The sequence below is a fragment of the Leuconostoc kimchii IMSNU 11154 genome, from assembly GCF_000092505.1.
Lineage (GTDB): Bacteria > Bacillota > Bacilli > Lactobacillales > Lactobacillaceae > Leuconostoc > Leuconostoc kimchii.
Window position 1 is genome coordinate 874340 of record NC_014136.1, and the last position, 13337, is coordinate 887676.

Genomic DNA, 13337 nt, shown 5'->3' on the forward strand with positions numbered 1-13337 from the left:
GAATGAAAGCATCAAAAAAGACGCTAATAAGGCGTCTTTTTTGATGCTTTAGTTATTTTCAACTGTTAGTATATGCTTTTCTCATACGCGATCGATAGGTGCTTTATTACGGAATAAACACGTTAACGCTGCAGCAACAAGCATTAACAAGGCAGCTACGAAGAATGTTGTTTTAATACCATGTAGTTGAATGAGCGTATCTAGAAAACTTTTGTGGGTGGCCCCATAATTCATGGCAGATTTTGTCATAATTGTTACTAATGTTGCTGTACCGAATGACGCAGCAAGTTGTCGGACAGTTGTAAACATTGCTGAACCATCAGGCATAAGTGACAATGGTAAGGCATTGAAGGCTTCTGTTTGAATTGGCATGAGGACAAGTACCAAACCAAGTTGTCGAATAAATTGGCCACTGACAATAATCCAGAATGGGGTTATTAGGGTTAAAGTGGATAGAATAAATGTACCTAGCGCGGTAATTAAGATACCAGTTAAAGTGAGGTATTTAACACCATAGCGATCGTATAAACGACCGCTCCAAGGTGATAAGAATGCGGTAATTAAAGCGCCCGGGAATAAAACAAGACCTGATATAAAGGCAGAAGAACCACGAACAGTTTGCATGTAAAGCGGTAGCATTAGGGCACCACCGTACATTGAAATCATTAAAACAACGTTAATCAGCATGGCAAGCACAAATTCGCGATGCATGAAAACAGTCATATTAAGCAATGGTGTTTCGGTTACAAACTGGCGCCAAACAAACAACGCTGTGACAAGAATACCAATAATGATAAATCCCCAGACAGTAAAATTTGACCAAGGTGTTGCACCAGCGTTTGAAAAGCCATACAGCATTGAACCGAGGCCGATACTGGATAAAATGACGCTCAAAAAGTCAAATTTGAGCATTTTTGGTTCACCAATATTTTGTAATAAAAAATAAGCGAGTATAAAATTAGCAATAATCAAAGGTGCAACAATAAAGAATAAGAAACGCCACGAAAGATTGGTTACAATCAGACCAGATAGTGTTGGACCTAGTGTCGGTGCAAAATTAAGGGCTAAGCCAATGAGACCCATGGCACCACCACGTTTGTCTGGTGTGAAAAGATTCATAACAACGACATTCATGAGCGGACCGAATACGCCAGCACCCATTGCTTGGATCATACGTCCTGTGATTAGTATTGTAAAGTTAGGTGCAAATCCTGCTATTAATGTACCAACAGCAAATAAGCCAACGGCTGCCAAGTATAATCGCCGTGTTGTTAGTCGTTGAATTAAAAAGGCAGTTAGTGGCACCATGATGCCGTTGACAAGCATATAACCGTTTGTGAGCCACTGTCCTGTGCCGGTATTGATGTGGAACTCATTCATAATATTAGGTAACGCGACATTCATTAATGTTTGGTTTAAGAAACCTAAGAATGTGCCAATCACTAATATGGTAAGAATTGACTTTTGCTTTTGTGATATATTCAAATGTTAGCCATCCTTTCTTATTAAGTAAAGTATAACAAAATATTATCAGTAATATCAGAATAAGGTGTAAATAAAAAACCAGTAAATTTACTGGTTTTTTGTCCAAAGCAATTAGATTACTTTGTTACAGGTAATTCTTCTGTTTTACCCTTTGCCCATTGTTGCAGCTTTGCGATAGCAGTTTGACGTTGCTTTTTGGCTGAGTTGTGTCCGACCTTGCGAGCACGGGCGAATGAATTAAGCGGCTTCTTTAATGCCATGATGGGTACTCCTTTTTAAAATGTTTTACATACAAGATATTATTATACGTTATATATCTCAAAAAATCAAGGTTTAAACTTCATAAGAGTTTCTAAAAATCATGAAAACTAGGGTACAATAGATATATGGAAATATGGTCTGAACAAACAATTAAAGATTTTCAACGTACGCTGCTTGATTGGTATGATAAAGACGGGCGAGCTAATTTACCTTGGCGACTGAATCATGAACCCTATCGTGTCCTTGTTTCTGAGATTATGTTGCAGCAAACACAAGTTGATACAGTTCTACCTTATTATGAACGTTTCATGGCAATATTGCCAACTGTACAGGATTTAGCGCAGGCACCAGAGGAACAAGTTCTTAAACTTTGGGAAGGTCTAGGCTACTATTCACGTGCACGTAATTTACAAAAGGCGGCGCAGTATATTACTAATGATTTGAACGGTCATTGGCCAGAAAGTGCTGATGATTTACAGGCATTACCAGGGGTTGGGCCGTATACTTCAGCTGCAATTGCCTCGATTAGTTTTGGCGAGGTCGTGCCAGCTGTTGATGGTAATGCTTATCGTGTCTTTAGTCGTTTACTTAAGATTGATGACGATATTGCTAATACAAAAGCGCGCAAGGTTTTTTATGATGCCATCTTACCGATTGTTGACCCACTACGCCCTGGTGATTTTAACCAAGCAATCATGGATTTAGGATCAAGTTATATGACAGCGAAAAACCCTGATAGTCAGGGTTCACCTGTTCGCGCATTCAATGCTGCTTTTCGTGATGGTGTGGAGTTGTCTTATCCAGTTAAAACAAAAAAGAAAAAACCGGTAAAACAACAGTACATGGCGATTGTGTCTGAAAAGCAAGGTAATTTATTATTTGAGCATCGACCTGATAAAGGGTTGTTAGCGGGATTTTGGACTTTTCCACTAGTAGAAATTAATAGTATTGATGAAATTAATGGGCAACAGCTTAACATTAAGCCGATTATTCACGTGTTCACGCATCGACGTTGGGAAATTTGGTTAGTGCGACAGCAATTGAAGCCCAGTGAAAATCAACAGTATCTATCATCAGATGATTGGCAAAAGTTATCACTGCCGACAATTCAGCATAAATTGCTTAAAGCACTGGGAGAATTAGAGTGATGTTTTTAAACCAAAAATTAAAAAAGTTGTTTTTTTGGACGATTGAGTTGCTGGCATTAGCGTTATTAATTTTGATTGTATCGGGATTTGATTTTTTAATGCGGCCAATTTCGGTATTTATATCAACGGTATTTGTACCACTATTGGTCGCGGGATTTCTTTATTATGTCTTAAAACCTATTTTAAAGCTCGTCCAAAAAATAAAAATTCATGGTTGGCAGATACCACGTCAAGCAGCCGTTATTTTAACTTTCTTATTCTTCCTATCAGTGATTGCTGGTGTTATAGTTGTATTGGTACCGACATTAGTGCGTGAAATTACAAATTTAATTACCGCACTACCAGGATTTGCACAAGATATGCAGCGATTTACGACTGAAACGATTAATAGTAAGTGGTTTGAAAATTTGAATTTATCAATTAATGTTAACCAAGTGCGAGATGCTGTTGGTAAATATGCCGCATCATTTTTGACTATTACAGCTGGCACTTTAGGATCAATTGTGTCTACTGTGACTTCTGTCACTATTAATTTAGTAACCATCCCCGTTGTTTTGTTCTATATGTTAAGTGATGGGGAGCGTTTGGTACCTGCTATCAAAAAAATGTTCCCAGAACGCCATGCAGACAAAATAACTGAATTAACAACTAAAATGGATAATACCATAGAGCGGTATATTTCTGGTCAAGCTATTGAAATGTTATTTGTTGGTGTGACCATGGCGATTGGTTATTTTATTATAGGACAACCATATGCTTGGCTTCTTGCAGTTATAGCAGGTATTACGAATATTGTGCCTTATATCGGTCCATGGATAGGTGTTATACCAGCATTACTTGTTGCTAGTACACAGTCGTGGGAGCAGTGCTTGTTTGTTTTAATTGTAATGACAGTGGTTCAACAACTTGATGGTAACTTTATTTATCCTAACGTCATTGGTAAATCATTAGCAATTCACCCATTAACCATTATGATATTGTTAATGGTGGCAGGCAACTTGTGGGGCATTGTTGGCATGATTTTAGTTGTGCCAGTCTACGCGGTATTCCGAGTGATTATTAAGTTTGTCTTTGAATTGATTTTACTAACAAAAAGTAAGGATGTGTTATAATAACCTTATAACACGATAATTGTTAAGTGAGGTTATAAAACATGACGACATTTGATTTTGAAAAAAATATTGCTGTTTTACAGGATGCCAAAGGCAAGGAAATAGAGTGGCGTGGTAGTCATTATCCAGCTTATTCAACTGGTATTTTAGTTTTTGCCCAAAGTTATTTTAAATCAGATGCTTATGATCGTTATTTTGATCGAACATTGCGCCAATATGGTTTCCGTGAAGGTATCCCAGAAGTTAAGGTAGCAGAAATTGCCAAAAAATCAGATAATTACGATCTTGTGCGCGCCTTAATGTCTGCCGTTATTCGTGGCGAAAAGTATACATCAGGTATGTGGCAGGTACTCGTTTACAATGGTATCATGCTGGACTTATTAGTACGCCAGTACCAACTTAAAACAAATATTCAATTAGCTATTGACGTATGAGCTTTTTTCAAGTAAACTAATATAGTTGCGTAATCAACAAAGATGCGGGTGTGGCGGAACTGGCAGACGCGCTGGATTTAGGTTCCAGTGCCGCAAGGCGTGCAGGTTCGATTCCTGTCACCCGTATAAGAGGATGATTGTTCTCTGGGGTATCTGGTATGATTTAGGCATACCTGAGTACTTGGCGTTGCCGACTTAGCTCAGTTGGTAGAGCATCTCACTAGTAATGAGGGGGTCAACGGTTCGATTCCGCTAGTCGGCATGATGTAAAAAGTAGTGATACATTGTATCACTACTTTTTATTTGCTAATCTAGTATGCTTTACAAACTAGTAAATGTATTATATACTGATAATATGTTAAACATACTAGTCGAAAGGTTGAAAAATGAAATCAAATACTTCTAGTCAAATGCTTAAAGGTATTTTACAAGGCGTAATGTTAATTATTTTAGAAAAAAAACCAGACTATGGTTATGGTATTAGTAAACAAATCAATCAATATGATCTATCTGATATACCGAAGGGGACAATTTATCCTTTACTGACAACGATGGAGAGACGTGGGTTAATTGAAGGGAAAATGAAGTCCTCATTAGAAGGCCCAGATCGCAAATACTATTTCATTACAAATGCAGGTATACAGGCAAAAAAAGATTTTATTAATGAATGGCAATTTCTAGAACATGCAGTGAATCAATTGATTGATGAAAGGAATCATAATGAAAACCAAGGAAATGACTGAAGCAAATAACTTACTACGTGAAAGTTTAAACAAAGAAAATAAAGTATTTTATGAAAACTTATTGTTGTATATCAGAATCGAAGGTTTTGCACGCGATGAACACAAAATAGAGACACAACTATTAAGCATATTACAGGATATTTTGGAAGCACAAAACGAAGGTGTTTCAGCAGCTGGTTATTTGGGTAAGGATCCCAAAATAGTTGCTGATGAAATATTATCTGAGATGCCACGTCATATCTGGGAAGTTATTAGAGTAGGTCTATATATGTTGTTAACGTATATTTATATTTGCTTATTACCATCCTTGATGATAGCAGAGAGGCCACTGGATGTGGGCATGTTAGGAATTTCAGGAGCTTTGTTATACATTGACATTTTGATTGGTTTTAAATATTCAGGACGAGCAATATATCAAGTCAATACGACATTAAAAAATAAATATTTACGATATTTTGTGATTTGGATAGTAGCCAGTGTTGCTATTGCACCAATTTACTTAGTGAATATATTTCTGAAAACACCATTGCGTTTAAGGTTGGATGGTGGATTGGGCATCGCTGTTATTTTATTAGCGTTAATAAGTGGACTATATTTTATCCTCCGTGCAAAAGATAAAACATTACTTTGGCCCTTTGCCGTCTTTTTAGTCAGTGCAGGGGTTATGGGAATCGTGACACGACTACCTAAATTAAATGATTTGTTACTGCATACGACAAATGGCCGATACTGGATAGCTGGCATAATAATGGTGTTGTTATTATTATTTTACCTATTAAGTTTTATAGCACTGAAAAAAATTAAAAAACAGAATCAAAGTTATTAAAAAAAGCAGGCGCTACGTTTAAAACCGTAGCGCCTGCTTTTTTTATGAATGATCACGTCTTGTCAACTTCACGACACCTTCCCAGCGTGCTGTTTGTGGGAACATATCAATACTTTGAATATACTCAACTTTGTACGCTTTCGTTAGGTCAACTAAATCACGGGCCAAAGTTGAAGCATTACATGAAATATAAACAAATTTTTCTGGTTGCGTGCGCAGAATTTCACGACGTAAGGCAGTATCTAATCCAGTTCGTGGTGGATCAACGACCAGTGCATCAGCTAACCAACCTTCTGATTGCCATTTTGGAAATAGTTCTTCTGCTGTGCCTATTTCGTAATGTGCATTTTCAATATGATTGATTTTAGCATTAATATTAGCATCATCAACTGCTTCGGGAATAATCTCCATACCGCGAACTTCCCCAACTTTATCAGCCAAGCTTAAACCAATTGTACCAACACCAGAGTAGGCATCGACTAACTTATCAGCATGGGTCAAATTAAGCGCACTTAGTGCCTCTTTGTAGACCACAGACATCTGTGTATGGTTCAATTGCATGAAGGCACGTGGCGACAACTGGAAAGTTTTACCCATAACAGTTTCTTCGATGTAATCTTTACCCCACAATTTGATTGTTTCGTCGCCCCAAACTAGGCTAGTACGGCCGGGATTAAAGTTTTGGAAAATACCTGTCACTTCTGGTAAAGCTTGATTAATGGCTGCAATTAGTGCGGTGTCGCCTGGAAAACCATCGGTGTTGGTGACAAAGGTGAGTTGTACGTCACCTGTAGTATGTGAGACACGTGCAACAATTGTTTTGACTGTGCCACGGTTTTTGTCTTCATTATAGATAGAGACAGATAATTTATCGAGCAATTCACGAATTGTGCGAAGCACTTTCATTGTTGCGGGATTTTGTGTATGAACAACAGGTAAATCTACCAGATCATGGCTGCTACGTTTATACATACCCACCCGCAATTGATCACCGATTTTTCGAACAGGGAATTGTGCTTTGTTACGATATTCGTACGGGTTTTCCATACCAATTGTGTTGCGCAAATCATAAGTAGACCAGCCTTTGGGCTGAAACTTTTCCAATGATTGGACAAGGACATCTTTTTTAAACGCTAATTGTGCAGCATAGGTCATGTGTTCAAGTTCAAAACCACCAACTTCATCAGCAAACTCATCTAATGGTTTAACACGGTTAGGGGATTTTTCACGAATTTTTAATACTTTAGCTGCGATGTATTTTGGTTGCACCTCGGTTACCTTAACGACGGCGACTTCATCTGGCAAAGCGCCAGGGACAAAGACAATTTTACGTTTAAAGTAGCCAATGCCTTCACCGTTGATACCTAAACGTTTGATCGTTAAAGGAAAATTTTGACCAACGCGAACATCAACACCTTCGCTAGTCTTTTGACTATGTCCTCCTTGTTTACGAGGATTAAATTTTTTGCCGTAGTATGGCTTTTGACCATTTGTGGTACGAGCCTTTTGTTGATAGGGTCGTTTTTTATTAGAATTTTCTGTCATGATATGTGTGTATTTACAGTGTGTGCCATATAGTAAATACAATTCCTTTCTGCATTGCAATGCCCTGGTGACGTGAGTACTTATTAAGTATAACAGCTCAAAAAATATAAAATAGTTTACATATATGAATGTTTTACACTTGTGTTATAACACGTATGTGGTATAATTGTAGTTGTAAAGGAGATGTGGAAAAATGATCAGAAGCAACAACTTTATGAACCGCAATCACGATCGTGTGCGTGGACAAACTATAAACTGGAGTGATGATGATGAGATTTGATATTAAAGCGTATTTGGATGATAATTCGCTGACAATTTACCGTGTAGCGAAAGATTCTGGGTATGGTTATACGACAATTCATAAATCATTCAATAAAACGCAATCAGATGCGACGAGTCTAAACATGCGGGATCTTGATGCATTGGCTAAGGCACAACATCAAGCGATGTGGGAGGTGCTACGTGACCTTGAGAGACTATATTTCAACTCTGATGAAAATTGACATAGGACACATATTAAAACGTATGTCATAGATGGCATTACCGACAGAGGTAATTCAATAGTAAAGGAGAATTTTAAATGGCTAACGATAACTTTTTTAATGATCCATTTGGATCAAATATGAACGATATTTTTAACAATATGATGGGTAATATGAATGGTTACAATTCTGAAAACAGGCGTTATTTAATTAATGGGCAAGAAGTGACACCAGAACAGTTTGCGCAATATCGACAAGGTGGACAGTTACCAAACGGTCAACAACAGGCCCCAACAGCTGGGAACGGGCGTATGGTAGCACCACAACAACCAGGTCAAGTTAAGCAGGAAGGTATGCTTGCTAAATTAGGTCGTAATTTAACACAAGAAGCACGTGACGGGCTGCTCGATCCAGTCATTGGCCGTAATAAGGAGATTCAGGAAACGGCAGAAATTTTGGGTCGTCGTACGAAGAATAATCCAGTGTTAGTTGGTGACGCTGGCGTAGGTAAAACTGCTGTAGTTGAAGGACTTGCGCAAGCAATTGTTAACGGGGATGTACCAGCTGCTATTAAAGATAAGGAAATTTATTCGATTGATATTTCTAGCTTGGAAGCAGGGACACAATTCCGTGGTGCTTTTGAAGAAAATATTCAAAATTTGATGAAAGAAGTTAAGACAGCTGGTAATGTCATCTTATTCTTTGATGAAATTCACCAAATTTTAGGTGCTGGATCAACAGGTGGCGAAGATGGTGGTAAAGGATTGGCTGATATAATTAAGCCAGCTTTGAGTCGAGGTGAAATCTCGGTTATTGGTGCCACGACGCAAGATGAATATCGTAACACGATTATGAAGAATGCAGCCCTAGCACGTCGCTTTAACGAAGTAACAGTTAACGCACCATCACCACAAGACACGTTACAGATTTTGAAGGGTATAGCTGCCTTGTATGAGAAGCATCATCATGTGTCGTTGCCTGACAGTGTCTTAAAAGCAGCGGTAGATTATGCGGTTCAGTATATTCCACAACGGTCATTGCCAGATAAGGCTATTGATTTGTTAGATATGACAGCGGCACATTTAAGTGCTAAAAATCCAGTCACAGACAAGGTGAGTCTGGAGAAGCAGTTGAATGATACAAAAGCAAAGCAAGAAAGGGCTGTTACTGAAGAAGATTTTGAGGCAGCGCTAAAGTACAAAAATACAATTGCTGAATTAGAAAAAAAGATTTCAGGGGCAGATGAGGCAACTAAAGTCATTGCAACTGCTAATGACGTGGCTCAGTCTGTCGAGCGGTTAACGGGTATACCTGTATCACAAATGGGTGCTTCGGATATTGAGCGTTTGAAGACGATTGGTACACGTTTGGCCGGCAAAGTTATCGGACAAGATGAGGCGGTTAATATGGTCGCTCGCGCAATTCGCCGTAATCGTGCCGGCTTTGATGAAGGTAATCGTCCAATTGGTAGTTTCTTATTTGTTGGCCCAACTGGTGTTGGTAAGACAGAACTTGCTAAGCAGTTAGCATTAGATATGTTTGGTAGTAAAGAAAATATTGTACGGTTAGATATGTCAGAATATGCTGATTTGACAGCGGTTTCAAAATTAATTGGAACCACGGCCGGATATGTAGGTTATGATGATAACAGTAACACATTGACTGAGAAGGTACGTCGAAATCCCTATTCAATTGTCTTGTTAGATGAAATTGAAAAAGCCAATCCACAAGTTTTGACGTTGCTCCTGCAGGTCATGGATGATGGTCGATTGACCGATGGTCAGGGAAATGTGGTTAACTTCAAGAACACTGTAATCATTGCAACATCAAATGCCGGGTTCTCAGATAAAAGTGACGGTGAGTTGATGGACCGTTTGGCTCCTTATTTCCGTCCTGAATTCTTAAACCGGTTCAATGGTGTGATTGAATTCTCCGCCTTGAGTAAAGATGATTTGAAGCAAATTGTGGATTTGATGTTAGCAGATGTCAATCAAACATTGGCTAAGAAATCATTGACTTTACAAGTTTCTGATGCTGTTAAGAATCAACTTATTGAATCTGGTTATGATGAGGCACTCGGTGCACGACCATTACGTCGTGTGATTGAACAACAAATTCGTGATCAAGTGACTGATTTTTATCTAGATAATCCAGGCGAAAAACAACTTAGTGCAGATTTAATTGATGGTAAAGTTGTTATTTCAGCTGTTGTGAGTCAATAAATTAAAGAGAGCCAGTTAACCTTGAGCAGGTTAACTGGCTTTTTTATGTTTTTGGTTGTGACAAATTGTTAGAGGGAATCTTAATGTCAAAAAATCTTGTCTAGACGACAATGCTTATTACCATTGCGTGTATTTAAACTTGTCTATACATAGACCTAAAAATAGCCATTTAGATTATTGTAAGCGCTTACAAATGATGTTATATTTGACGTGTAGACATCGGTAAAGGAGGACTAGTGATGAACAAATATCAGATAATCCATGATGAACTACTCAAGGACATTAATAATGGAAAGTATCCTGATAATGCCAGATTGCCCAGTGATTTTGCACTGATGAATCGTTACCATGTTGCTCGCGAGACGTCGCGAAAAGCAGTGGCTATGTTAGTGGACGAGGGTTATGTTATACGCATCAAGGGTCGTGGAACATTTGTTATTAATCAGAATCGTTATTCTTTTCCGATATCACATGTCGAAAGTTATCGTGAGTTAGCGGCACGATTAAAATTAGATGAACGGACGCAACTTATTTCAATTTCAGACAAAAATGTACCGACATATTTTGATTATGGTAAAGATGCAGTATTGCCAGCGACAGAAATTGTTCGCGTGCGTAATGTTGATAATGAGCCTGTCATTATTGATCGTGATTATGTATTAAAAACAGTTGTGCCAGAAATTAAGCACTTGTCAACATCACTGTCTTTATTTGAACTGTTTGAACAACGGTTAGGCCTAGTGATTAGTTATGCCAAAAAAACAATCACAATTGAGGCGGCTAATGCTGTTGATAAGCAACTTATGCTGGTTAAGGAACCTATGGCAATTGTGGTGATTCGTTCGGAAACCTTTTTAAATGATGGCAGAATCATTTCGTTTACAGAGTCTAGGCATCGTGCCGATCGCTTTAAAAGTGTTGAATTTTCTAGACGACACTGATTCGAATAACTATTCGAATCAATCATGCTATTGAGATAATGTGCTAGGTATGCATAGGAGAAAAGAAATGACAAATATAAAAATTTTAGCGCCTCTTGCTGGTCAACTGATACCATTAACAGAGGTTGAGGATCCGATTTTTAGTCAAAAGACAATGGGTGAAGGTTTTGGCATAAAACCAACTGGAGACCGTATTTTGGCACCAGTGACAGGCGCGAAGTGATTGCCCTGCAGGGACATGCATTTGGTTTACGGACACCCGATGGTTTAGAAATTTTAACACATATTGGTCTGGAAACTGTAAGCCTAGCGGGTAAGCCGTTTTCTTGGACAATTAAAATAGGTGATCATGTGACGGCTGGTGATCAGGTAGGTGTTGTTGATTTAAAGCAAATTAGCGCGGCAAACCTACCAACGACGACAATTGTTGTGTTTACTAATACAGCTGAAAAGCTATCAAAATTAGAAATTAACAATTACCGATCCGTCGCAACAGGTGAAAGTGTTGCTGTTGCGACAGTTAGAACAACCACAAACATGACAGAGAACACTAATAAGCCGTCGACTGGGAAGTCAGGCAATCAATATACGGATTTGGCAACTGATATTATTGCAGGTGTTGGTGGCGGACAGAATGTGGATAAGGTGATTCACTGTATCACAAGATTACGTTTTTATTTAAAAGATCATACAGCTGCTGATAAGCAAGTTCTCGAAAAATTAACTGGTGTAGCAGGTGTCAATTACGCAGAATCTTTAGGACAATATCAAGTGGTTATCGGTCCTGCTGTGACTGATGTCTATGATGAAGTTGTCGCACAGTTAGGTGACGAGGTCGTTGATAGTGAAGCAACAGATGAAGCAGTTGCTGAAACAACGGCAGCCAACAACAGTTCTAAAAACCCAATCGTGCATGCGTTCCAAGCAGTAATTGGCACAATTACTGGTGCGATGATGCCAATTATTGGTTTACTGGCTGCCGGCGGTATGTTAAATGGATTCTTGAGTTTAGTATCTAACAAGGCATCATTTTCTGCTATTTATTTTATTGATCCAGCGTCAAGTACGTTTACAATTTTACAATCAATGGCTATGGCACCGTTTTATTTCTTACCAATCTTAGTTGGGTTCTCGGCGGCACAGCAGCTTAAAAGTGATCCATTTGTTGTTGCAGCAATTGGCGCCTTCTTAGTTAAGCCTGAGTTTATTAATTTAACTAATGTACATGTTGTTGACGATAAGATTGTTCAACCAGCCCAAGCGTTAGGTAATTTGTTTGGTGTCAGTCTTAATTCAAGTTTCTTTGGGTTACCAATTAATATTCCAAGCTATGCTTATTCTATTTTTCCAATTATCTTTGCGGCGTGGCTAGCACGTCCGGTAGGTAATTGGCTTAAAAAGAAGATACCGTTGGTGTTGCGTTCAATTTTCCAACCTTTGTTGACCTTATTTATTGTTGGGTCTGTCGTTTTGATTATCGTTGGACCAGCCATTACGTTGACTTCTCAAGGTATCTCTACTATTGTAAATTGGTTATTGCACCTGAACTATCCTTTGTCCGGCTTGATCATTGGTGGTTTGTACCAAGCCTTAGTTATCTTTGGTTTGCATTGGATGGTTGTGCCATTGATTGCTAATGAAATTGCGCAGACTGGTCACTCTACTTTGAATGCAATTGTGAACTTTACAATGATTGCACAGGGTGCTGGTGCCTTGGCAGTTTGGGCTAAAACAAAGATACCATCACTTAAAGGATTGGCTGGTGCTGGTTTCTTATCAGCTATGGCAGGTATTACAGAACCAGCGATGTATGGCATTAATTTGAAGTATGGTCGTGTGTTCTGGATGGCTAACATTGGTGGCGCAGTTGGTGGTCTAATTGCCGGTTTGTTTAATTTAAATATGTATGGTTTCACCGGTTCATTGATTGGCTTTCCATCGTTTGCTGTGCCAAAGGGTCAAGAAGGCATTGCAAATAATATGTTGATATTCTGGCTTGCTTCAGCAGCAACAATTGTTGTCTCATTTGCAATGGTTTACTTCTTCGGATTTAAGGATTCAGATACAAACGAAATTAAGTCAGTTGAGAAGAAAAATGCCTTTAAAGACGCAGCTGGTAAGTAACGACTAACGTTTTA

The 13337-nt window shown here is 38.6% G+C and carries 13 protein-coding genes and 2 tRNA genes; 12 read left to right on the plus strand and 3 right to left on the minus strand.

Annotated elements, in window-relative coordinates; translation table 11 throughout:
* Positions 1–81: 81 nt before the first annotated feature.
* Positions 82–1485, minus strand: a complete 1404-nt coding sequence (locus tag LKI_RS04820) for an MDR family MFS transporter (protein WP_013103049.1) — start codon at positions 1483–1485, stop codon at positions 82–84.
* Between the two features lie 116 nt (positions 1486–1601).
* A complete protein-coding gene (locus tag LKI_RS10990; protein ID WP_013103050.1) occupies positions 1602–1745 on the minus strand; it encodes a hypothetical protein in 144 nt (47 codons plus the stop codon).
* Positions 1746–1871: 126 nt separating this feature from the next.
* Between LKI_RS10990 and mutY the strand changes: the two genes are divergently transcribed.
* The 7 genes from mutY (at position 1872) to LKI_RS04855 (ending at position 6009) form a co-directional block, all read left to right on the plus strand.
* A complete protein-coding gene (gene mutY, locus LKI_RS04825) occupies positions 1872–2894 on the plus strand; it encodes an A/G-specific adenine glycosylase (protein ID WP_013103051.1) in 1023 nt (340 codons plus the stop codon).
* The gene (locus LKI_RS04830) at positions 2894–4006 is read left to right on the plus strand and encodes an AI-2E family transporter (protein WP_013103052.1); all 1113 of its coding nucleotides are present in this window, start codon (positions 2894–2896) and stop codon (positions 4004–4006) included. Before mutY ends, LKI_RS04830 begins: the two co-directional genes overlap by 1 nt.
* A 41-nt stretch (positions 4007–4047) precedes the next feature.
* Complete coding sequence (locus tag LKI_RS04835) at positions 4048–4440, plus strand: hypothetical protein (RefSeq protein WP_013103053.1); 393 nt, start codon at positions 4048–4050, stop codon at positions 4438–4440.
* 44 nt (positions 4441–4484) lie between these two features.
* Positions 4485–4566: transfer RNA gene (locus LKI_RS04840), tRNA-Leu, on the plus strand.
* A 63-nt stretch (positions 4567–4629) separates the two neighbouring features.
* Positions 4630–4702 (plus strand) — tRNA-Thr (locus LKI_RS04845).
* A gap of 124 nt (positions 4703–4826) precedes the next feature.
* On the plus strand, positions 4827–5183 hold the full coding sequence (locus LKI_RS04850) for a PadR family transcriptional regulator (RefSeq protein ID WP_013103054.1): 357 nt from the start codon (positions 4827–4829) through the stop codon (positions 5181–5183).
* A complete protein-coding gene (locus LKI_RS04855) occupies positions 5161–6009 on the plus strand; it encodes a membrane protein (protein WP_013103055.1) in 849 nt (282 codons plus the stop codon). Before LKI_RS04850 ends, LKI_RS04855 begins: the two co-directional genes overlap by 23 nt.
* Positions 6010–6051: 42 nt before the next feature.
* Here the strand turns inward: LKI_RS04855 and rlmD are convergent, their stop codons facing one another.
* Positions 6052–7554 carry a 23S rRNA (uracil(1939)-C(5))-methyltransferase RlmD gene (gene rlmD, locus LKI_RS04860; protein WP_013103056.1) on the minus strand — a complete coding sequence of 501 codons (1503 nt, stop codon included), beginning with the start codon at positions 7552–7554 and terminating at the stop codon, positions 6052–6054.
* Between the two features lie 269 nt (positions 7555–7823).
* On the opposite strand from rlmD, the gene LKI_RS04865 reads away from it, so the two are divergent.
* The 5 genes from LKI_RS04865 to LKI_RS04885 all read left to right on the plus strand — a co-directional run bounded on the left by LKI_RS04865 (position 7824) and on the right by LKI_RS04885 (position 13323).
* Complete coding sequence (locus LKI_RS04865; RefSeq protein WP_013103058.1) at positions 7824–8057, plus strand: hypothetical protein; 234 nt, start codon at positions 7824–7826, stop codon at positions 8055–8057.
* A gap of 77 nt (positions 8058–8134) precedes the next feature.
* Complete coding sequence (locus LKI_RS04870) at positions 8135–10258, plus strand: AAA family ATPase (protein ID WP_013103059.1); 2124 nt, start codon at positions 8135–8137, stop codon at positions 10256–10258.
* A gap of 239 nt (positions 10259–10497) precedes the next feature.
* Positions 10498–11199: a trehalose operon repressor gene (gene treR, locus LKI_RS04875; RefSeq protein WP_013103060.1), complete on the plus strand. Its 702-nt coding sequence runs from the start codon at positions 10498–10500 to the stop codon at positions 11197–11199.
* A 67-nt stretch (positions 11200–11266) separates the two neighbouring features.
* Positions 11267–11422, plus strand: a complete 156-nt coding sequence (locus tag LKI_RS11185) for a PTS glucose transporter subunit IIA (RefSeq protein ID WP_013103061.1) — start codon at positions 11267–11269, stop codon at positions 11420–11422.
* Positions 11419–13323, plus strand: a complete 1905-nt coding sequence (locus LKI_RS04885; protein WP_013103062.1) for a PTS sugar transporter subunit IIABC — start codon at positions 11419–11421, stop codon at positions 13321–13323. Before LKI_RS11185 ends, LKI_RS04885 begins: the two co-directional genes overlap by 4 nt.
* Positions 13324–13337: the final 14 nt, after the last annotated feature.